Here is a 22,296-nt window from a genome sequence, read left to right as displayed (position 1 = left end):
ATTTAAAAGAAATTATTTTAGAATCATAATGTCTTTGCTTTTGCCAACGTTGGCAAAAATATTTTGTAGCGTATCCACTCAATGGGTTTAGGAGGAAGCACCATGAAAATCGCATTATGCCATTTTCGCGCAGGAGAAACCGATGGCGTCTCCTTAGAAATGGAGAAATGGAAGAAGGTCCTTGAGGAATTGGGACATCGTGTCTATTTATTGGCAGGTAGTTTAGGGGAAGAAGAAGGGATCGTGATCGAAGAACTGCACTATCAGCATCCGGTGAATAACCGATTCGTGGCTAACGCTTACGAACAGCTTACGGATTATCCCGATGCCGAAGCTTTCCGGGATGATGTACTGGCCTTCGCTGCCAGGATTGAAGAAGCGCTTTGCAGGATCATCGATGAATACGAGCTCGATGTGATCGTTCCCAATAACATTTGGTCGTTGGGATGGGGGTTGCCCGCGGGACTCGCGTTCGCGGAAGTTGTGCGCAAAAAAAACATCGCTTGTGTAGCGCACAATCATGATTTTCATTGGGAACGCATCAAATACAGCCGTCCTACAAACCGCTATGTCAGTGGCTGGTTGACGGAGTACTTCCCGCCGAAGCTCGCGAATGTCAAGCAGGTGGTGATTAATAAAATTGCCCAGCAGGAGCTGCTTCGGCGGACGGGGCAGCAATCAACCGTCGTTCCGAACGTGTTCGACTTCTCGGCTCCGGCTTGGACGATTGACGATTATAACGGCGATTTCCGCCAAGTGATCGGCGTGAAGGAGAACGACATTCTTTTGCTGCAGGCTACGCGTATTGCCGAACGAAAGGCGATCGAGCTGGCCATTGATCTGGCGGCGGAAATCGGTAAGCCTGAGAACCTGAAGCGGCTCAAGGAGCGGCCGTTATATGACGGCCGAATCATGGGTGAGGACGGTGAAATTGTGCTGGTGCTGGCGGGGCTTCAAGAGGCTTCCCCCAAATACATCGAGGGGTTGAACCAGCGGGCTGCGGCGCAGAACGTCAAGCTGCTTTACGTCAATGAATGGATCGAAGCGACTCGTGTCACCAAAGACGGCAAAAAAATATATTCCTTATGGGATGCCTATGTCCATGCGGATTTCGTCACTTATCCGAGTGTGCTGGAAGGCTGGGGAAATCAGTTTTTGGAAGGATTGTACGCCAAAAAACCGATGGCCGTATATGAATACCCGGTATTTGGCACGGATATTAAACCTTATGGCTTCCATATCGTTTCTCTTGGAAATGAGCATCGGGTCGACGCGGAGGGATTGGTTCATATTGACGGAGAACTCATGGCAAAGGCTGGTCAGGAAGTCATTAGATATTTGCTGGATGGGGAGTTCCGCAGCGCTTGTATGGAGCACAACTTCGAACTGGGAAAGGAACATTTGTCCTACGAAGCTCTGAAAAAAATGCTGGCATCATTATTTTAAACGCGATCCTACATCCTGGTATTGACACCCTGTCGGAAAACGGATACAATAATTATGCCAACGATGGCAATAATGAAACGGTCTGAAAGAATAGGGAATGCACATGAAAACGCAAACAATCAAAGATGTAGCTAGGTTGGCCGGAGTTTCGATCCGAACCGTTTCCCGGGTGATCAACGATGATCCGAATGTAAAAGCCGAGACCCGAGAGAGGATTCTCAAAGTGGTGGCTGAGACGGGGTTTAAAGCAAATCTGCTGGCCAAAAGCCTTAGAGAGAAAAAAACGAACACCTTGATTGCTTTTGTAGATCAGCACCGGGGCCGCTTTTGGGGTGCATTTCATAACAAAATTTTGCATGAAATGATGAAGGAAGCGCACCGACTGGGATATCGGATGGTGATTTCCTCTTCTTCTGCCGACAGCTACGAGGACAATGAGAACGACGGATTTTATTTGCTGAAGCACGGAATGGCCGACGGCGCGGTGATGTTCGATATGATCGAAAATGACCGGCGCGTTGAATATTTACGGGAAAAGCAGATTCCGTTTGTTATTCTGGGTAAAGACCTTGATCATTTTGATACCTCGTATGTGGATCTTGATAATGTGGCCGCAGGGTACCTGGCGGCGCAGTACTTGTATTCCAAGCAGCGCAGCCGCATGCTGTTTCTGCTTGGCAATCCAAACTACATTGTCAACAAGGATCGATCGGAGGGGATCCGCCGCTTTTTCGCAGACCGTCATGTGTCCGCAGACCGGTGGAGCATTCTATACGACGTATCCGACATTGGATCGGCTTATCTCCGTACCAAGGAGGCTCTTGGGTCGCCTCAGCGGCCAGATGCTATTTTTATTTCAGGGGATGAAAGAGCGATCGGGGTATACCGTGCGATTTACGAGCGTGGACTTCGGATACCGGAGGATGTAGCGGTATTGGGTATTGATAAGCTCGACATGGGCGAGTATTACCACCCGCCGATTACGACGATTGACCAGTCGATTCCATCTATGGCCCAATCCGCGCTGCAGGTGCTGACCAAGCAATTGGACACGGGTGCCAGAGCCGGAACTCGGGTACTCATTTCGCCGACGATTTGTGAAAGGCAGTCGATCTAATTTTTTTCGCTAAAAATGCCAACGTTAGCAATAATGCATACGTAGGATTTTTATATCAAGAAATGATTGAGGGAGGTTCTTACCTAACATGAAAAAGTGGCCAAGAGCATTGTTCGCGGGTATGATGGCGGTATCTCTTACCGCTTGTGGAGCTGCGCAGGAAAATAACGGGTCCGCCGGGGAAAAGGCATCGGAGCCGGGCAAGACGACTTCCATCCGGATGCAAATCACATGGGCGAGCGATTCCCCGCGGGGGAAAGCGATCCGTGAGATTGTGGACGAATTCGAAAAGAAAAATCCGGATGTCAAAGTAGAATTGCTGGGAAGCGCCCAGAACGGCCAGAAGCTGCTGACGCAAATCCTCAGCGGGGACGCGCCGGAAGTGATGCAAATTCCTTACCGTGATGTGCGCGGACTGGCGCCGCAGGGAGCTTATGTCGACCTGTCCGAAGAATTCAATAGTGAAAAAGACAATTACTATGAGCAGCTCTGGGACTTAGGTACATGGGATGGCAAGCTATACGGCTACCCATGGCTTGGACATTCCGTACAGCTGGTATATAACAAAACGCTCTTTGATAAGGCCGGCATCCAGCATCCGCCGACCACATGGGAAGAGCTGTATGAAACGGCCAAGAAATTGACGATCGATACCAATGGAGACGGCAAGCCGGATCAATTCGGCCTTGGTCTCGTGGGCAAGCAAGTGTACGATATCACCTGGATGGTCAACATGTTTATGAACCAGGCTGGAGCCAAGATTGTAAAAGAAGACGGCAAAGGCGGTTATCAGGTTGGATTGAACTCTCCGGAAGGTAAGCAGGCGCTGGAGTTCTACACCAAGCTTGTTAAAGAGGTGACGCCTCCGGATACGGTAAACAAAGACGGCGGCGCGGTGATGGCGGATTTCCGCAACCAAGTGGTAGCCATGCAGTTCCAGGGGCCATGGGGAGTGTCGGATGCCTGGAAGGCGACCAACAAGTTCGAAGTGGCAGCGGCTGAAGTGCCGGCCGGACCTGCAGGCAAAGCGGCGGATATCGGACCGAACATGCTGTGCATTCCATCCGGCGTTGAAGGCGACAAATTGAATGCTGCGATCAGGCTGATCAAATTCCTGGGCTCCAAGGAAGGACAAGAATTGGTCATGAAGGGTGAAAAATCCGATGACGGCAACTTCTATCCGTACCGCGTGCCTATTCGTAAAGACCTTGCAGACATGCCATACTTCAAGGAGCATCCGGAATTCCTCGTCTTTATCAAAGGGTTAGAGTATCCAAGTATCTCCACTCCTGTACCGCAGTGGTCTCAAGTGGAAGCCGAAGTCTATCAAAGCGTTCTGAACCAAGTGGTTTCCGGTTCCATGTCTGCGGAGCAAGGCTTGAAAATACTTGAAGAAAAAGGGAATGCCATTTTGAAGCAAAACTAATATCCGGGTAAAAAACAGAGCACCTAACCCAGGTGCTCTGCTTGTTGGGAGGCAAATTATGAAGAAAAAAATCCGCAGCGTGATCGGTGATTGGACCAGCTATGTGTTCATTTTGCCCTCGGTCATCATACTCGGACTTTTCTTGGTTTATCCGGTCGTCTGGTCGTTTGTCGCCAGCTTTAAGGATATCAAGCCCATAGCGCTAAGAAATTCGGGTTTATTCGAAATCCCGGGCGCATTCGTCGGACTGGAGCAATACGCCAGAGTGCTGCAAAACGAACTATTTCTGAAAGCCATCTTCAATACGATTTATTTCGGCGTCATTTTCATCCCCATTACGATGTTTGCTTCCGCAGGCCTTGCGCTTCTGCTGAATCAAAAGCTTAAAGGGGTGAACCTGGTTCGTACGATCTTTTTTGTTCCTTATATTTTATCCGTTGTAAGCGCAAGCTTGATCTTTATGTTTTTGTTCAACGGCGATCGCGGTTTGATCAATGCGCTCCTGAATTTGTTTGGTGTTACCGGTCCCAACTGGCTTGCGAGCTCCGTGTGGGCCATGCCGGTCATTGCCATCATGACTGTTTGGAAGAAAGTCGGCTATTTCATGCTCATTTATCTTGCGGGTTTGCAGAACATTCCCAAGGATTTGTATGAAGCCGCCGATGTGGATGGGGTTACTCCCTTTCAGAAGCTGAGGCTGATCACATGGCCGCTGCTCGGCCGGATTTCGCTTGTCGTATTTATACTCTTGCTCATTGATTCATTGAACGTATTCCAGGAAATTTATATTATGACCGGCGGAGGTCCTGCCGATTCCACTACGACGGTACCGTTCCTTATCTTTAATGAGGCGTTCAAATATTACCGTATCGGAACATCGGCTGCGATGTCGTACATTTTATTCTTCTTAGTCGTCATTATTACCATCATTCAGAAAAAACTAGTGGATAAACGGTTAGGATAGGGGGAGGAAACGATGAACAAAAAATGGATTCCAACGATTATCCTTTGGGCCATAGGCTTGGTCTTTTTCCTGCCGCTGTACTGGCTTTTTGCTTCCAGCTTGAAAAGCGATTTGGAAATCACCCAGTTTCCTCCAACCTTTTGGCCGCATACGCTGGAATGGAGCAACTACCCGAAAATTTGGGAAGCACTAAAGTTTAGTACTACATTTACAAATTCGATTATTGTATCGGTGAGCTGCACCGCCTTGGTAGTGGTTTTTTCCAGCATGGCGGGCTATGCCTTCTCCAAGAAGCAATTCATGGGCAAAAACGCTCTGTTTATTCTTCTGATCGCCACGATGACCGTGCCGCCGACCGTGCTGCTGCTGCCGATTTACTTTATCATCACCAAAATAGGGTTATACGATAGTCTGGCCAGCTTGATCCTGCCGTTTGGGGTCACCGTGTTCGGTATTTTCTTCACCAAGCAGTATATCGACGATGTTCCGACGGAAATGCTCGAAGCGGCAAGGATCGACGGCAGCGGGGAATTCCGCCTGTTTTTCCAGATCGTCCTTCCGCTCATTAAACCGGCGATCACGACGTTAACCATTATCGAGTTTGTGCATAACTGGAATTCCTTTACGATGCCGCTTGTCCTGCTGCAAAGCGAAGACAAGTTCACGATTCCGCTCCGGCTCGCGCTCTTGGCTCAGGAGAATATCGCCATTCCGTGGTCAAGGATTCTGGCGGCGAATGTGCTTTCGCTGATTCCGGTGCTGATCTTGTTCCTGAGCGTGCAGAAGCAGTTTGTGAAAGGGCTTATGGCGGGGGCCGTGAAGGGGTAAGTTCAATGAAAAGCGGGGAGAAACCATTGAATACAATTCAAGCCAAACAATTGGGCGATATTTTCTACTTAATGACTTATGTGAAGGGCAGCCTGCGCAATGCCTATTCAGGCGGCGAGCGGATCGGCTTCCGCTTTAATCTGGACAACCCGCCGTTGGCGCTCGGCGGTGTGGCGATCGACTTCAAACTGCTGCTGGACGGCAGCGAGGTCGATCCTTCTCTGGTTTGGATCCGGCAGGGATATCAGGGACGGAACGCGGGAACCATCTCCGAGACAAGACCGTATACGTTTGAAGTCGGCGCTCCGACGGAGTGGACCGTTCTGCTGCCGGGAGGCTTGGCCTCGGGCGAGCATTCGATCGTCATTGTGACGGAGCAGTATGCCTTCGGCAAAATTTATTCCCGATTCACGATTCAAGACGAGGTATCGGATATCCAGGAGCCGTGCTTGATGTCGACCGGCCCTTTCCATCGTCCGCTCGCCTTATCCAATGATGCATCGTTCGCTGTGATCAACTGGGCCGGAGATTTGTCCGCCGATTGGAACTGGTGGGGCCTGGTCACCGATAACGGAGGCTTGTACAGTCCGCCGGCAAGATACATCCGGCATCTGAAATGGGAACTTGCGGAGAGGGGAGCAGCCGGGTCGTATCCTCTCGTCCGTTATACGGATAGAGCGGACCATCTGCCGGGAAGGCTGGAAGCATACAGCCGTTTCGGCTCATTGACGGTTCAGCGGAAAGTATTTATGTCGGTGGATGACGCTGCGGTGTTCACCCGGTTTATCTTATCTAACGACGGGGACGAAGCGGGAGAGGTTGAACTGATCGGAAATACGGAAGCGATGCTGGTACCGTATGGCCTGCTTGGAGTGAAAGCTAAGCAATTCAAGTTCAGGGCAACGCCAAGAAGCATTGTGATGGAGAACCCGCAGCTGCCTTATGTCGGTGTCATCGCCTGTGACGCGGATATGACAGCTTCTTTCGGCACCTCCTATGAAGGTGCGGATCCCGGCTTTCATTTCCGGATTCCGGTAAAAGTCGAGCCTCATGCTTCCGTGACCGTTACGGTTGTGCTGTCCGGGGATCCGGAAAGCAAAGAACGGGCTGTGCATATCGCTTCCCGGTCGCTGCAAAACGCCGAAGAACAATTCGCTCAAGCGGTTTCCTCTCATCGTGAATACCTGGAGAACACTATCGCCGTTAGAACAGGGGATGCGGAGCTGGACCAGGCGTTTGACTTTGCCAAGCTGGCGCTGAAAAATCTTAAATTCAATCACCCCGAGATCGGTGCAGGCATTTGCGCCGGCTTCCCCCGGTTTCCCAATTATTGGAGCAGGGATTCGGCTTGGACGGCATTCGCCTATCTTGCGATCGGGGATATGGAATTCGTCAAGGAAGTGCTTCTGAACTTCATTTCTCTACAGTTGGAAGAGGATCGTCCGGGAGCATTCGCCGGGGATATGCCGACGGTCATCAGCGGACCGGGCTTTATGCATCAGACTTCCTGGGGAGGGTCCGCAGAAGGGGTGCTGCTCCAGACGATATTATTCCGCGAGTATGTTTATGCCGCTCAGGATACGGAATTCGCCAAAGCCCATTTTTCCAGTATTCAAAAATCGATGGCTTGGGCGCAGCGGTGTGACCGTGACGGAGACGGCTTCCTGGAGCACGGTATTGTCGGTGATGTCTCCACGTCGCAGGCCTTCACCATTCCGGATACGCAGTGGATGGATCATATCGACCGCAGAAAGAGCAGCAACGATGTGCAGGGATTGTATTGGCACGCGCTGCGTGCGGCGGCCGATGTAGCCGGGCTGGTCGGGGAGCCGGAGTTTGCCCGCGAATGGAGCAGGAAGGCGGACATCGTAGAGCGTAAATATGAGGAGGAGTTTTGGTTTGAGGACGGTGGTTATTATTACGACCGGCTGCTGGAAGACGGAACGCCGGACCCGACGCTGCGTCCCAATTATGCCGTCAATCTCATGTTCTCTACGCTGGCCGATGCTGAGAGGGTGAAGTCTTCCCTGGAACGATTGGAATCCGAGGAGATGACCACGCCTTTTGGCCTTCGCACCCGCAGCAGCAAGGATGAAGGGAAGGGGTACGATCCGTCCAGCTATCAGGAAGGGGCGGTCTGGAATTTGACCACGGGCTGGACAGCCATGGCCGAATTCAAAGCCGGGCGTGCGGAACAAGGCGTCGCCTTCTTGCGCATGATCGCTTCCCGGATTTTGGATGAGATGGGAATGGCGGCGGAGCTGTACCGCGCCAATAAGCCGGAGCCTCTCAACGGCTGCTTCCTGCAGGCTTGGTCTATAGGAATGTATGTTTGGGGATTCGTGCGTTACCATCAGGAAATCAAGCGTTTGACGAAATAGATTGGGTTTGGGAAAAAGCATGCGGCCGGTCTGAAACCGGGATCAGCCGTATGCTTTTTATTTATATCAAAGAGCCTTTCGGAACTAATCCAACTGCTTCCACTTTCGCTCAAGCATAGGAGGAACATAGCTTTCCATGAGATGGATCAGCTCCGCAGGTTCACTGGAGTTCAGAATCAGCCGGAGATGCGATGTATTGGAGAAACCTTCGCTGATGCTGTGATGAATCAGATTCATGAAGGGATCAAAATAGTTTCTGATATTGAGAATGCCGACGGGTTTTCGATGAATGCCGATTTGTGACCAGCACAAGGCCTCGAAAAGCTCTTCATATGTTCCGAACCCGCCGGGCAGAGCAATAAATCCATCCGCAAGCTCCGCCATTTGAGCTTTGCGCTCATGCATATTTTCAACTTCTATGAACCGGGTAAGCTCCCGGTGTACCATTTCCCCGTTAAACAATCCTCTGGGCATGATCCCGATCACTTCGCCTCCGCCCTTCAGAACGGCGTTGGCGATTTCACCCATTAAGCCGATCCTGGATCCGCCGTAAATTAATCGAATCTTTTTTTGAGCCATAACCTGTCCAAGCTCGGCCGCTTTCATTGGATAGTCGCGATGCTCTCCCGCATTGGATCCGGCAAAAACACAGATTGATTTCATATGGTCCACCCCACACTATATGTAGATGATATTCATTGTATAATATACTATATTTGGAGAATAGGAAATATGCTCAAGACCATGAGAGGGCATATTTCACGCTTAGCCGATATATTCTGCGGGCCGTTCTGCATGTCTTGAAATTGGAAAACCGATTGCGTGAATGAAAACAATTGATTATTCTGAATAGGTGAGAGACCGATAGTTAACAATTTATAATTATGGGGCTTTCTGCCTGAACGGCGGGAGGAATGCTTTTGAAAGAGCTCTTACTGGTATTGTTCGAACGAATGGGAATGCTTCTGATCCTGATGTTTACATTGACACGTATCCCCCTGTTTCGAAATATATTGGATCGGGAGGTTGATGCCCGGACGGGAACGGTATTTGCCCTGCTGTTTGGTTTGATCGGGATTGCAGGGACGTATTCGGGTGCCATAGTGAGCCCGGAGGGAATCGATTCGACGTTCTGGGTGTCCGCTCTCGGCCCGGATGAGATCATGGCCCATTCCGCGCTCATCGGGGTAGTGCTGGCAGGTTTGCTTGGCGGCGCTTACGTGGGCGCGGGAGCGGGATTTTTGACCGGTCTGCACTCCTTGCTGCTCGGGGGTCTTGCAGGTCCTTCGCATGCGGTTTCCACTCCTTTGATCGGGCTTCTGGCGGGGCTTATTGCCCGTTTTTTTTATGAAGAGAGGATCATCGCTCCCATCAAGGCCATGTTTATCGGAGTATTCGCCCCTATTTTGCAAATGGGCATTCTGTTGGTGTATACGACCTCCTCGGAAACGGCCATTGAGCTGGTCAATCGTGTCGGCGTTCCGATGGTGATCGCCAATAGTATCGGGATCGCCATTTTCGTCGCGATGATTCAGGTTGCGTTCAAAGAGGAAGAACGTGCGGCCGCGCATGAGACGCAGCGGGCATTAACGATTGCGGAAATGGTGCTTCCCCATCTGAAGGAAGGATTGACCTACACGACAGCAGAGGCTACCGCATCTATACTGATGCGTGAATTGCAAGCCGATGCGGTTGCCGTGACGGATACGCAGCGGATCCTTGCTCATGTGGGTGTCGGCACCTCCCGGCACGTTCCCGGGGAACCCTTGTTAACGGAATTGTCCAAACAGGCGATCCGAACCGGCAAAATTCAAATCGCCATGCACCGCGATCAAATTCAGCCTCATCATGAAGCTTTGGGCGCGGCTCTGATCGTACCGTTCAACCAATCGGGCCGGACGGCGGGATTGACCAAGATTTATTTCCGCAGCCCGAAACAGATTCGGAAAGTGGAGGTGGAGTTTGCGTACGGCTTCAGCAAGCTGATCTCCAGTCAACTGACGATCGCGTTGGCGGAGAAGCTGGAAGCGCTGATGAAGGATGCCGAGCTCAAAGCTTTGCAGGCGCAGATCAATCCGCATTTTCTGTTCAACACGTTGAATTCCATCGTGACGTTGATCCGGATCGATCCGGATCAGGCGCGCCATGTGACGGTGCAGTTGGGCCAATTCATGCGCATGAGCCTGAAGATCACCCAATCGCTGCTCATTCCCCTTTATCAGGAAGTGGAGCATGTGAATGCTTATTTGGAGATCATTCGGGTTCGGTTCGCCGATCAGCTCAAAGTGGAGTGGAAAGTGGAACGGGGGCTGGAAATGGTGCCGATTCCGCCGTCGACGCTGCAGCCGCTCGTGGAAAACAGCATCCAGCACGGGCTGAAGAAGAGAACGAACGGCGGCTGGGTGCGAATCGCCATGGAACGCAAAGACAAGATCGTACGGATTGTTGTCGAGGACAACGGATCGGGGATTCGGGAGGATTTTCTGGATAAGCTGGGCACGACTCCGATGAGCGGGAGCGGGAGCACCGGTCTTGGCGTGCACAATGTAAATCAGCGTTTAATCAGCTTGCTCGGTCCCGACTCTGCGCTTTCGTTCGAGAACCGGGCGGAGGGCGGGGCGCGAGTAACGTTAGCCATACCTTATACGAATGGGGAATGAAGGGGGACACCCAAATGAAACTTCGTGTCATGGTCGCCGAAGATGAACGGCTGGCAAGAGAAGAGCTCGTCTATTTGCTGTCGAAGGAGCCGGACATCGTAGTGCTCCCATCGGCCGCAAGCGGTGCTGAGGCCCTGGAGATTGCGCAAAAGCATAAACCGGACGCCGTTTTTCTGGACATCGAGATGCCTGAGATGAATGGCATTCAGGCGGCTTATCGTCTGCATGAGCTGGATCCCCGGCCGTTTATTGTCTTCACGACGGCTTATGATCAGTATGCGTTGGAAGCGTTTCAACTCGAGGCGGTGGATTATCTGCTCAAGCCCTATGATGAAGAGCGGTTTAGGCGGACGTTGGATCGCATCCGCGCGAGAAAGACGGAAGCCGGAGGCGGTTCGGAAGCCCATAAGCAGACGGAAGCGCCGACAGCCCCCGCTTTCAAAAGAAACAAGCTTTTGATCGATGACGGTGACCGGATGGTTGTGCTCGAGGCGGAGCTTTTTCTCTACGCGGTCAAGGAGGAGAAGGTAACTCATATCCATATGGCCGACGGTCGTTCCTATGCAACGAAGCAGACGCTGCAGGAGCTTGAGGAAAGGCTTGGCGCCACGTTCTTCCGGCCTCACCGGAGCTATCTGGTGAATCTGGATTATATTCAAGAGATCGAGCCTTGGTTTAACGGTGCGTACAATGCCATTCTCAAGGATGCCAAACGGACGAAGCTGCCGGTTTCCCGGATTGCGGCAAAAGATTTGATTCGGCTTTTGCAGGGGCAATAAGCATCATCCTAATGAACAGTCCGTTGAGGACTGTTTTTCTGCAATTAAGGAACGAATTTCGACGTTTCATACCGAAACCGAACTGCATTAAAAAAGAGACGCTATAATAATTATAAAAGCGCTTACATTTGCCGGCTGTGCCTGTATGCATCAGGTGAAGCCCATATTATGGAGGGATTCGCGTATGAAAAAGAACCAGTTGACTTACAGCGATATTGCCCATTCTGAGCTTTTCCGCAAGCTGATGGATAAGAAAAAACGATTTATTATTCCGATGACGCTCTTCTTTTGTGCATTTTATTTTACCCTTCCGTTTCTTACTGCTTTCTCCAATGTGTTGAATACACCTGCCGTCGGCTCGATTACTTGGGCGTGGGTCTTTGCTTTCGCTCAATTTATTATGACATGGGTTCTGTGTTCCCTGTATTCCAAGAAATCCGTAACATTCGACGCGATTTGCGAAGAAATCAAAGATCAAATGCATGCTGAACAAAGAAAGGCGGGATAATCCATGAATACGGCCTTCCTTCTTTTTCTTGTGATCGTGCTCGGTACCCTTGTCATTACCTATTACGCTTCCAAAAAAACAAAAACGACCAGCGAATTTTATACCGCCGGCGGAGGATTGACCGGTTGGCAGAACGGGCTGGCCATTGCGGGCGACTATATGTCGGCGGCATCGTTTTTGGGTATCGCAGGAATGGTCGCATTGTTCGGCTTTGACGGATTTTTCTACAGCATCGGGTTCCTTGTCGCCTATCTTGTCGTATTGTATCTCGTAGCGGAACCGCTTCGAAATTTAGGCAAATATACTATGGCGGATATGATCGCCGCCCGTTTTGATCATAAGAAGATTCGCGGCGTGGCGGCAATCAATTCGATCGTGATTTCGATCTTCTACATGATCGCCCAACTGGTTGGCGCCGGGGGACTCATTGCCCTTCTTATCCCAAGTCTTGATTACACGACCTCCGTGCTCATCGTCGGCGTTCTCATGACAGTGTATGTTGTTTTCGGCGGCATGACGGCGACAAGTTGGGTGCAAATTATTAAATGTGTGCTGCTGATCGCCGGTACGTTTATTATTTCGCTCATTGTTTTTGCCAAATTCGATTTCAGCGTCGGGCATATGTTTGAGCAGATGCGGTCTGTAACTCCGCTGAAGGAAGCGTTCTTGAATCCTGGCAACAAATTTTCGAACGGACTCGATACGATTTCCCTTAACCTTGCTCTTGTTCTTGGCACAGCCGGATTACCGCACATTCTGATCCGATTCTTCACGGTAAAAGACGCCCCCACGGCACGTAAATCGGTCGTTGTAGCCACTTGGATCATCGGCTTGTTCTACGTCATGACGGTGTTCCTCGGCTTCGGTGCAGCGGCATTCGTAGGCCATGATGCCATTGTAAGCGCTAACGCCGCTGGCAATATGGCTGCGCCTCTCCTTGCCAGAGTCCTTGGCGGAGAATTCCTGTTCGCCTTTGTATCGGCTGTAGCCTTTGCCACCATTCTGGCTGTTGTTGCGGGTCTTGTGCTTTCCGCCGCTTCCGCCTTCGCCCACGATTTCTATACCCATATTATTCGGCGAGGGAAGGCTCATGAAAAAGAGCAGATTAAAGCGGCGAAACTGGCTTCCGTCGGTGTAGCGATCATCTCGATCATCCTTGCTCTGTTTGCGCAGAAGCTGAATGTTGCGTTTCTTGTAGCCCTGGCTTTTGCCGTAGCCGCCAGCGCGAACCTGCCTGTTCTTTTGTTCACCGTATTCTGGAAAAGGTTTAATACGGCAGGAGCAATTACAGGTATGATTGTCGGCGTTCTCAGCGCGCTCATTCTTGTAGCGGTCAGTCCTAACGTTTGGGATCCGGTAGCAGGGAAAGCGATCTTCGTCGGTACCCCGCTCATCTCCCTTACGAACCCGGGGATCATTTCCATTCCGCTCGGCTTCCTGGGGGCTTTCCTCGGAACCTTCCTGTCCTCGAAGCAGGATGATGTGAAGTATGACGAGATATTAGTCAAAGCGAACACGGGAATACAGGATTTGGCTCAAGCCAAATAAATGGATTAGCCGGCCCCGTCAGGCCGGCTTTTTGCATATCCGTCTAATGAAAGCCACGGCGAAGAAAGGGACATGAGCTCTTTTCCGGATGGGTTCTGTCTTAAACGCCATTAGCCGTCCTCGCCGGGTTGAAAGTTTAGTTTTTCTTTGCGGGCCGTAGGATTTATAATAAAGGAACATCCGTCGTCTAAGGAGTGATTCTTATCAAAGCGTTCAAAGCATTGGTTGTGGAGCAATCGGGAAACGATGTAACAAGCGGCATCCGGGAGATGACGATAGAAGATTTGCCGTCAGGCGAGCTGCTGATCCAAGTCGTCTACTCCAGTGTCAACTATAAGGACGCATTGGCCTGCATCGCAAATGGAAACGTTGTCAAAACATATCCATTTATTCCCGGTATCGATCTTGCAGGGATCGTGAAGTCAAGCACAGATGGTCGGTTTCATGAGGGAGACGAAGTGCTGATTACGGGATATGAGCTGGGTGTGAGCCATTATGGCGGTTTTAGCGAATATGCCAGGGTATCGTCCCAATGGGCGGTAAAATTGCCGGAGGGACTTTCCATGAAAGAAGCGATGATATTCGGCACCGCGGGCTTCACGGCCGCTTTATCGGTGCAGGAATTACAAGATGGCGGCGTGAACGCTGACCAAGGTCCGATTCTGGTGACAGGAGCCACAGGCGGTGTAGGGAGTATGGCTGTAGCTATGCTTGCCAAACTGGGGTACGAAGTCGTGGCGAGCACAGGGAAAGCCGAACAGAAGGAGCATTTGATGAAATTGGGAGCCGCGCGGGTCATCTCGCGGGACGAACTGGTTCCTGAAAAAGTCCGGGCGTTGGACAAACAGCTCTGGGCCGGCGCCGTCGATTGTGTCGGCGGGAAATCGCTGTCGTATATTTTAAGCAGCACGCGATATGGCGGGACGGTAGCCATTAGCGGTTTAACGGGAGGCGCAGAGCTGGCAACGACCGTATTTCCCTTTATTCTCCGCGGAATACGGCTGATAGGAATCGATTCCGTCATGGCTTCTATGGAAAAACGGGTCCGCATCTGGAACCGGTTGACTTCGGAATTAAAGCCCGCTATGTTGAACAGCATGTACACGGAAATCGCTTTGGAGCAAATTCCCGGCGTCGTTCAAAGTATTCTCAAAGGCCAGGCCCAAGGCAGAACACTGGTTAAGATATCCTCTTGTAAGGGTACTTAATTATACATTCAACCATGGAAAGCGGTAATCGCAGAAGACGGAGGACGCCTTTGTGATGACTGCTTTTTTTGCGGTTAGATCTTTTAGGATCATAAATGTTTAAATGGATAATAATGAATACAATAAGAGATTCATTTCAAAACCTTGTAAAGTGCGTTCCGTAACCCATTTCCTGTCATTTAATCCAAGTCATTTTTACCCGATTCGTCACTTCTATATCGGTATCTGCAAAAGGGAAACAGGGCGTTGTGTAGAATTAATATGGCATGGTCATACACAAAAAAGAGTTCATCTGTTGACCTGTAGAAGATTGAAGAAGGTGCGAGAGGAAGATTTAAAAAATGAAGTCTGTCACAGTAAAAGATTTAGTGGACCGCTTCTCATTAGAAGTGCTGGTCGGGGAATCGCATATGCATCGAACGATACCCAAACCGAGGGCATATCGCCCGGGGCTTGAATTTGTCGGATATTTTGATTTCTTTTCTCATGCTCATGTACAAGTGTTGGGCAGAAAAGAAATCAATTATTTACATACGCTGAGTGAAGAGGAACGAAATCATCGCATCGGGAACATCGTGAAGTATCACCCGCCTTGTTTTGTAGTGACCCGAAATCAGGAAGGGCTGAAGTATTTGCTGAAATATTGCGAAGAAGAGGGGATTCCGCTGCTTCGCACGCACGAGCCTACATTCCGGTTTCTTGAACTGGTGGATGCGTACCTGGCGAAAGCGCTGGCGCCGCAAATTGCCGTCCATGGCGTTTGTGTCAATGTGTCCGGAATCGGTATATTGCTTCGCGGCAAATCCGGCGTCGGTAAAAGCGAAACCGCTCATACGCTGATTCGGCGCGGGCACCGGCTGGTAGCCGATGATATCGTCGTTTTGAAAAAAATCGGCCCGGAGACGATCCTTGGCACCCATGACGGCAAAACGCGGGAGCTTCTGGCCCTTCGCAGTATCGGGTTGATCAATGTTTCCCGTCTTTACGGAAGAAAAGCGTTCCAGGATGAGACACGCATTGTACTTGATATCGAATTGACGAAGTGGCAAGAGCATGCGTTGAATAATGAACTGGAGCTGGAGCCGAAGTACACCGAGTATATGGACATTCGAATTCCGCATATCGAAATTCAGCTTCAGCCGGGAAGAGATGTCGCGGGACTGGTGGAGGCGGCGGCCAATAACTGGTATCTTCGCCAGCAGGGCTACAGCGCCGCAGAAGATTTCATGAAACGGCTGGAAAAAGGGTAGGAAAATGGCGCGGGACCAAAAAGAACAGCTTCCGATTGTCCCGGAAAGCTGTTCTTTTTTCTTACCTTTTATAGATGTTGACGAGGACCGGAAGCATCCTGGTGCCGCGAATCATAAAGGAAGAGCAAATCGGGCAGGAAGGCTCCTCCTCAAAGGAGAAATCGTCTCTCATCCAACAACTGCACTCTTCTTTGCTGCACGCCCAAACCGCAGTTTCCTCCTGTTGCAGAGGCTCAATGTCCCGTTTGGAAAAATACATGATGGTTCCTCCTTAGCGTCATAGAGTTGAACAGAAAAGAACTGCCCTGCAGGACAGTTCTTAATGAGGGAGTTCGGTGCAGAGATTTCATATGTGAAGTTACTGGATAGTCCCCGGTCCCCCGTTGCCTTTATTTATAATATGAGATATAAAGTCATTTTATATGCGAAAAATGGAAAGAAAGCCGGACCGGCGTGTCTTATTGTAAACGCTGAAGCAAAAAGCCTAAAGAGCTACTTCTTGATCCAGGAGGTCAGCGTCTCCAGCGGTTCTTTATCGTCGCTGCTCCGGTTATACTGTTCCAGCAGCTTATCCAGCCTGCCCGTCTGATAACCGTAATCGTACATGGCTCCCGCTACAACGGACAATCGGAGCTTGCCTTCCCGATACTCCGAGCCGCGTTCCAACAGCGTGTTCATGAACCGGTCGTTTTCCTCTTCGAACCGGGAGCCGTCAAGACTCTCGGGCTTCAATTTATCGTCGAATTTCAGCAGTACGTGCTCATGATATTTAATCAAACGTTCCAGGTGCTGGTCGAAGGCTTGATCGGTCTCCGGCGTCCGGGCAGCGGGGAAATAGTGCTCTTCCACCGCATCCAAAACTTCCATCCCTTTATGCAGAGTATACAGCATCTGCTTGTAAATGACCAGATTGCGTGTTTGGCTGTATTTTGCGCGCCGCAGCTTCTTCAGTTCTTCCTCAAAAAGCTGGTACTTGTCCGACAGCGATTTCATGGCTTTTTCCAGCTCTTGTTTCTCATCGCGGAACACATTCTCCTTGATTTCATCGGAGATCGCGGTTCTTAAAAGAAGCGACATTTTCGAAAATACGGATTGCATTTGATTCAGGAACTGCTCTCTGGGCTTGGGAGGGAAAAAGATGATATTGATCAGAGACGCCGAGCCGATCCCAATTAAAATGAGCAGGAACCGGTTGAGCGCGAAGTCCCAATGTCCCGAAGCCTCCATGACCGCAACGACGGTAACCAGGGTCAGCCCGATGCTTTCTTCCATTTTCATTTTTAAGCAAATCATGATGACCGCGATGCAGACAAGTCCGATGGCAATCGGTTCGCTGGAGAAGAACATGCCTGCCAGCAGGGCGAGCGCCGCCCCGAGCGTATTGGTTTGAAGCTGCTCCAATAAATGACGCCATGACCGGTAGATGGAGGGCTGCATGGCAAAAATAGCCGCTACCGCAGCAATCACCGGTGGCGTAATGTCAAATAAACCGCTAAGAAATAAAGACAGGGTAACGGCGATACCCGTTTTTAATACTCGAGCGCCAAAGGACACAGAAACCCCTCCAAGCAATCTTCTTCCAGATGTTGTCCATCACTGAAGCACGGGCCACCGAATCCTACTGACGAGGAGGCCATGCTCGTTACGATTATAATCCCATCGACATATCAAGACAAGATTGCCGTCCCTGGTGGGCGTCATCGGCAAGCCGCGGCGTAAAGCTGCAAACGGTTAGCGGAGCCGTTCACTTGTCATCGCCGTATGCGATGCATAGCATGTCCGGGCACAGGGAGCCTCATGCCGGCTTGTCGTGCTTTAGCGGGGAGAACGATCGCCGGTACAAAATATAAAACAAGCTGAGGGTTAAGCAGCTTCCAAAGAGAACGTCGGAAGCGTAATGAGCCCCGATCACGATCCGGCTGTAGGCGGTTAGGAAACCCCATCCAAGAGCGACGGTCAGAGCCGCGGTTCGCCAAAACTTCCGGTGCAGCGGGACGAAGAACATGAGGGATAACGGCACCCATCCATTAGCCGCATGCCCCGATGGAAACGACCGGTGTCCCTCGGCGCCTTGCGGAGCATACCATGCCATGAAGTTCGAATAATCGGGCAGTAAATCCCGGAACCGGATTCTTCCCCAAGACAGCTTAAGCGTATGGACAAGCAGCAGCTCGCCGATGATGAGCGCAAGGGTGATCCAGACGGCTTTCCGATGCTCCAGCAGCTTTTGCTGCGGGATGCGATGGAGCAGCAGTTGAACGGCGGCCATCGCCAGGCCGGCAATGAGCAGGATCATCAAGGATGAGAGAAAGGTAAGCTCTATGTTCATCCACCGATGAGCCGTTAAATAAGCGATTACACAGCCTGTCAGGATGGCGGCCGCCCCGCTGATGGCGGTTACTGCGAACCGGACCGTGGGAGAATACGTTCGCGCTGTAGGGCATAAAAAATTCGTCCCTGCAAATAGAATGAGCAGTGCCGGGTGTTCGCCGAACGCCTCGAAAAAATAAGCCCAGCCTGATCGCGGATCGGCAAGCGACCGGGAAATCTCAAGATCGGCAAAAGCGAAGACCGCCGCGAGAAACGCCCAACCTATAAGAAACAAACCTATGTACAGCATCTCTCTAAAGGCCATGGCTCCTCCTTGTTTCCATGATATCTCCCATCCATTGTACATGGACGGCCAGCCGGATGTATAGAGCGGTGAAAGACCCCCTCCAAGCCAATCTTCGAAGATTCTGCTATAATTAGCTCCAACTGTTACGTCTGCAAAGCCGCGGCTGAAGAAGACGTGAATTCCGAAAAACATTCCCATCCGGAATCGTGAAAGGAGCGCACCATGCTGGGACTGGGCTACATCAAGCAGGTATACCAGGCTTGGATCGATTATCCGTGGAAGGAAGGCCTGCTGTTGGCGGACAGGTACGAAATCATTGAATTTCTCGGAGAAGGAAGCTATGGCTTGACTTATTTGTGCCAGGATACGGTCAGGGGCGACAAGGTTGTCGTAAAGCAGGCCAAGCCTAGTAAAGGAAAGCGGAGCAGGCATCTGCTCGAACGGGAGATGGCCATACTGGAACGGCTCCGTCATCCGAACATTCCGGGGTGCCGCGGGTCGTTTTGGCACAACAAGCACTTATGTATGGCTGTCGATTGGGTGGAGGGTCATACGGTGGAGGACCTTCTCTTTGAACAGAATCGCGGATTTTCCGAAAGGGAAAGTCTGGAGTGGATCGTTCGTTTGATGAGTATTGTCCGGTTTGTCCATGCTCAAGGCTATGTTCATCTGGATATCCGGATACCGAATGTGATGATCAGAAACGGCGAGCCCGTTTTGATCGATTTTGGTTTGGCGAGACGCATTGGGGATGTGGACGGATCGGACACGGACATGAATGAACAATCGGGAATACGGAGAACGCCGGAGGTAAAGAGCGACTTGTACGCCGTCGGCCATTTCCTGCTTTTTATGCTGTATTCGTCTTATGAAGAGCGGCCCGGCCAGTTAGAGAAAGACTGGCAGGAGGAGCTCTCCCTTACGTCACATACCAGAAAAATAGTACGGCGGCTGCTGCAAATCGAACCGCCGTATGAAGATGCGTCATCGCTTATACGGGACTTGAAGCAAGCGCTCCGGACGTTATGAACTGGAGCGGTTTTTATTTTTGTAGTATTTATGCCCGTATGGGGAATGACCGTAGCCGGATCGGGACGGCGAAGAGGAATACTTGCGCGAATGACGGTATTTGTCCGAGCTGTTCCCATAGCGGTAGCCGCCGTGTTTAGGCTTGCGAAACGAATAAACCATTTTTCTCAGCAAATTTTTGAACATACCGGATCCCTCCCTTGGTTTGGTGGGTACTACGAAGAAGAATCCGGAAGGTTTCGCCCGTAACTCGGAGTAAGGAGAAATGTTGGCGATCTCCTAAGTCTTTTTTTGTCGTTTTTAAGGTTTTTTCTGCGACTAAAGCGCTATTTTAAGACTTTCATGTTTTTTTCATGTTAATTTAATGTTTGTTCTTTACAATATCTTAATATTGATTTCCGCTGTATAAAGAAGCGGGCTGATAGGAGAGTGAGAAACGATGCGTCCCTTGGCATCCAGAGGACAGCCAAAGTCATCACGATTAGCGCAAGCCCGCGCGATCCAAAACAAAGTGATCCTAGTGTCATTGCTTATTGTTCCATTTCTGCTTGTGTTTGGGATGGAACTGATACAGAGGGGTAATGTGCAGGAAACCTGGGATTGGCTCACCGCCAATCCGAAGCTTTTTGCTGTGAATGCTTTGCTTGCCTTTTTCGTATTTTTACTAATCTATTGTTTGATCGGATCGCTCTTTTTTGCCATGGGATTCAGCACCCTGCTGCTGATGCTGATGTCACTCATCAGTTTTTTTAAGCAGAAGCTGATCGGGGAACCATTTTTTCCGTGGGACATTTTCCTGAAAAAAGAGAGCATGAATATTATTCCCCTGGTCACCAGTAAAGAGGCATTGGTTCGCTTGGTCCTCGTCTTCGGGATTTCGGCCGGTATTTTCCTGCTCAGGATCTGGCTGCCGCGATGGCCGATGAAGCTGTGGGTTCGCATGACACTGGGCCTGATGGCTGTTCTCGCGCTGTATTCCTTCGGTGTGAGGGCGCCTTGGGCGGAGAAGGTCATGGCTCAGGCGGGCGTTAATGAAATCGTTTGGAACCAGCAGCAGAATTACGGGGAAAACGGGATTTCGTTGGCTTTTACCATGAATGTGAAAAATTCGATCGTTCCCAAACCGTCCGGCTACAGCGAGCTCTCCATTGCCAATATGGCGGAAGGCTTAAATGAGTTGGTCGGCGCGTCGAAGGCCTCCGTATCGAATGACAAAAAGCCGAACGTGATCTTCATTATGAATGAAGCGTTTTGGGATCCGACGCTGCTTCCGGGAGTTAAATTCAATAAAGACCCCCTCCCGACGGTTCACCGTCTGCAGAAGAAAACGACGTCGGGGTACCTCTTGTCTCCCCAATTCGGAGGAGGCACCAGCAACGTGGAGTTTGAGGTGCTGACCGGGCAATCGATGAGCAACCTGCCTGCGGGGTCCATACCATACCAGCAGTATATCAGAAAACCGATTCCGAGCCTGGCCAGCTATTTTAAAAACCAGGGCTACCGGAGCGTGGCGATTCATTCCTATGATGGCTGGTTTTGGAATAGGGAAGAAGTATATCAGTATATGGGCTTCGATGATTTCAAAAGCAAAGAAGATTTTGACAATCCGGAATATCGGGGTGCCTTCATCTCCGACGATGAAGTGTCGCGCAGTATAATCGACGAGGTGGAAGCAAACGACAATCCGACGTTTATATACGCCGTAACGATGGAGAATCACGGGCCCTACAATGATAACCGTTACGGAGAGACCGACATTAAAGTTGAAGGGAATCTGACCGAAGAAGCGCGAAACACGCTTCAAACGTACGCGCAGGGAGTGTACAATGCGGACCACAGCCTGAAGATGCTGATCGATCATTTCGAGAAGTCGGATGAGCCGACGGTCATCGTCTTCTACGGGGACCATCTGCCGATGCTGGGTTATGATTATGATGTGTATGTTCAAAGCGGATTTGTGTCTACGGGAAGGTCCGACCAGTGGTCGCTTGAAGAACAGAAACGGATTCACAGTGTGCCGTTTGTGATGTGGTCCAATATGGACCTGCCTAAGGAGCATGTGCCGATTCTGAGCAATTCGTTCTTGAACGCTTATGTCCTTGACCGGCTGCAGATGGAGAAGCCGGCGGCCTGGGCTTACAATTTCGAGCTTTCCCGGAAGGTGCCGGGGCTGCTGCGCGGCTTGGTGGTCGATTCCGGTCAAGTTTTGTACAATTCGCCTCCGTCTTCCGTAGCAAGCGATGTAGAGAAGTACCGCGAGCTGCAGTATGACGAAATGTTCGGCGGGCAGTATCTTGCCAAGTACTTGGATTCCAATGGGTTTACCCGCAGCGATGAACAGCCTGACGGCTTTGACCATGTGAATATTGCAAGTGAAGAGGAAGTCGACGCCGCTCAATGAGCGGCGTTTCTTTGCGGCCGCTTATGAGGCCGGGAACCTCGGAGATGCGTGTTTTATGCGATCACCTGTACCTTTTCTTTGGAAAAACAAATATGCTACAATTTCCTGAAGATGACACATTTCTGATGTTGAAA

Annotated in this window: 19 protein-coding genes; 14 read left to right on the top strand and 5 right to left on the bottom strand. The window is 50.7% G+C overall.

Features of this window, described 5'->3' with window-relative positions; translation table 11 throughout:
- Positions 1 to 102: 102 nt before the first annotated feature.
- From BLT35_RS09605 to BLT35_RS09580, 6 genes are all read left to right on the top strand, one after another.
- Complete coding sequence (locus BLT35_RS09605; RefSeq protein ID WP_074727680.1) at positions 103 to 1,446, top strand: glycosyltransferase family 4 protein; 1,344 nt, start codon at positions 103 to 105, stop codon at positions 1,444 to 1,446.
- A 103-nt stretch (positions 1,447 to 1,549) separates the two neighbouring features.
- On the top strand, positions 1,550 to 2,563 hold the full coding sequence (locus tag BLT35_RS09600; RefSeq protein ID WP_074727678.1) for a LacI family DNA-binding transcriptional regulator: 1,014 nt from the start codon (positions 1,550 to 1,552) through the stop codon (positions 2,561 to 2,563).
- Between the two features lie 88 nt (positions 2,564 to 2,651).
- Positions 2,652 to 3,989, top strand: a complete 1,338-nt coding sequence (locus BLT35_RS09595; protein WP_062410001.1) for an ABC transporter substrate-binding protein — start codon at positions 2,652 to 2,654, stop codon at positions 3,987 to 3,989.
- Positions 3,990 to 4,047: 58 nt separating this feature from the next.
- On the top strand, positions 4,048 to 4,953 hold the full coding sequence (locus BLT35_RS09590) for a carbohydrate ABC transporter permease (protein WP_062410000.1): 906 nt from the start codon (positions 4,048 to 4,050) through the stop codon (positions 4,951 to 4,953).
- Between the two features lie 12 nt (positions 4,954 to 4,965).
- A complete protein-coding gene (locus BLT35_RS09585; protein WP_054818326.1) occupies positions 4,966 to 5,781 on the top strand; it encodes a carbohydrate ABC transporter permease in 816 nt (271 codons plus the stop codon).
- A gap of 26 nt (positions 5,782 to 5,807) precedes the next feature.
- On the top strand, positions 5,808 to 8,162 hold the full coding sequence (locus tag BLT35_RS09580) for an amylo-alpha-1,6-glucosidase (RefSeq protein ID WP_175471969.1): 2,355 nt from the start codon (positions 5,808 to 5,810) through the stop codon (positions 8,160 to 8,162).
- A gap of 84 nt (positions 8,163 to 8,246) precedes the next feature.
- On the opposite strand, the gene BLT35_RS09575 is transcribed toward BLT35_RS09580, so the two are convergent.
- Positions 8,247 to 8,825, bottom strand: a complete 579-nt coding sequence (locus tag BLT35_RS09575; protein WP_062409998.1) for an LOG family protein — start codon at positions 8,823 to 8,825, stop codon at positions 8,247 to 8,249.
- A 251-nt stretch (positions 8,826 to 9,076) separates the two neighbouring features.
- Between BLT35_RS09575 and BLT35_RS09570 the strand changes: the two genes are divergently transcribed.
- The 6 genes from BLT35_RS09570 to hprK all read left to right on the top strand — a co-directional run bounded on the left by BLT35_RS09570 (position 9,077) and on the right by hprK (position 16,115).
- Positions 9,077 to 10,822, top strand: a complete 1,746-nt coding sequence (locus BLT35_RS09570; protein WP_082660890.1) for a LytS/YhcK type 5TM receptor domain-containing protein — start codon at positions 9,077 to 9,079, stop codon at positions 10,820 to 10,822.
- A gap of 14 nt (positions 10,823 to 10,836) precedes the next feature.
- Positions 10,837 to 11,601: a LytR/AlgR family response regulator transcription factor gene (locus tag BLT35_RS09565; RefSeq protein WP_062409996.1), complete on the top strand. Its 765-nt coding sequence runs from the start codon at positions 10,837 to 10,839 to the stop codon at positions 11,599 to 11,601.
- Between the two features lie 184 nt (positions 11,602 to 11,785).
- A complete protein-coding gene (locus BLT35_RS09560) occupies positions 11,786 to 12,109 on the top strand; it encodes a DUF485 domain-containing protein (protein WP_054818324.1) in 324 nt (107 codons plus the stop codon).
- A gap of 3 nt (positions 12,110 to 12,112) precedes the next feature.
- Complete coding sequence (locus BLT35_RS09555) at positions 12,113 to 13,657, top strand: solute symporter family protein (RefSeq protein ID WP_062409995.1); 1,545 nt, start codon at positions 12,113 to 12,115, stop codon at positions 13,655 to 13,657.
- 203 nt (positions 13,658 to 13,860) lie between these two features.
- Positions 13,861 to 14,865, top strand: coding sequence for an acrylyl-CoA reductase family protein (locus BLT35_RS09550; protein ID WP_062411068.1), 1,005 nt, complete (start codon positions 13,861 to 13,863; stop codon positions 14,863 to 14,865).
- Between the two features lie 341 nt (positions 14,866 to 15,206).
- On the top strand, positions 15,207 to 16,115 hold the full coding sequence (gene hprK / locus BLT35_RS09545; protein WP_062409994.1) for an HPr(Ser) kinase/phosphatase: 909 nt from the start codon (positions 15,207 to 15,209) through the stop codon (positions 16,113 to 16,115).
- A gap of 61 nt (positions 16,116 to 16,176) precedes the next feature.
- Here hprK and BLT35_RS09540 read toward each other — a convergent pair whose 3' ends face one another.
- The 3 genes from BLT35_RS09540 to BLT35_RS09530 form a co-directional block, all read right to left on the bottom strand.
- Positions 16,177 to 16,374 carry a cold-shock protein gene (locus BLT35_RS09540; protein ID WP_062409993.1) on the bottom strand — a complete coding sequence of 66 codons (198 nt, stop codon included), beginning with the start codon at positions 16,372 to 16,374 and terminating at the stop codon, positions 16,177 to 16,179.
- Positions 16,375 to 16,607: 233 nt separating this feature from the next.
- The gene (locus BLT35_RS09535) at positions 16,608 to 17,669 is read right to left on the bottom strand and encodes an FUSC family protein (RefSeq protein ID WP_054818322.1); all 1,062 of its coding nucleotides are present in this window, start codon (positions 17,667 to 17,669) and stop codon (positions 16,608 to 16,610) included.
- 241 nt (positions 17,670 to 17,910) lie between these two features.
- Complete coding sequence (locus BLT35_RS09530; RefSeq protein WP_074727674.1) at positions 17,911 to 18,750, bottom strand: phosphatase PAP2 family protein; 840 nt, start codon at positions 18,748 to 18,750, stop codon at positions 17,911 to 17,913.
- 204 nt (positions 18,751 to 18,954) lie between these two features.
- Between BLT35_RS09530 and BLT35_RS09525 the strand changes: the two genes are divergently transcribed.
- Positions 18,955 to 19,761, top strand: a complete 807-nt coding sequence (locus BLT35_RS09525) for a serine/threonine protein kinase (RefSeq protein ID WP_074727672.1) — start codon at positions 18,955 to 18,957, stop codon at positions 19,759 to 19,761.
- Here BLT35_RS09525 and BLT35_RS09520 read toward each other — a convergent pair.
- Positions 19,756 to 19,947, bottom strand: coding sequence for a hypothetical protein (locus tag BLT35_RS09520; RefSeq protein ID WP_062409990.1), 192 nt, complete (start codon positions 19,945 to 19,947; stop codon positions 19,756 to 19,758). The two genes, BLT35_RS09525 and BLT35_RS09520, sit on opposite strands and share 6 nt — an antisense overlap.
- A 253-nt stretch (positions 19,948 to 20,200) precedes the next feature.
- Here BLT35_RS09520 and BLT35_RS09515 point away from each other — a divergent pair, with 253 nt between their 5' ends.
- Positions 20,201 to 22,162, top strand: coding sequence for an LTA synthase family protein (locus tag BLT35_RS09515; RefSeq protein WP_082660888.1), 1,962 nt, complete (start codon positions 20,201 to 20,203; stop codon positions 22,160 to 22,162).
- The last annotated feature ends 134 nt before the right edge of the window (positions 22,163 to 22,296 follow it).

It is taken from the genome of Paenibacillus naphthalenovorans, from assembly GCF_900099895.1.
Lineage (GTDB): Bacteria > Bacillota > Bacilli > Paenibacillales > NBRC-103111 > Paenibacillus_G > Paenibacillus_G naphthalenovorans.
Note: the sequence above shows the minus strand (reverse complement) of the source record. Positions and strands in the feature narration are given on the sequence as shown.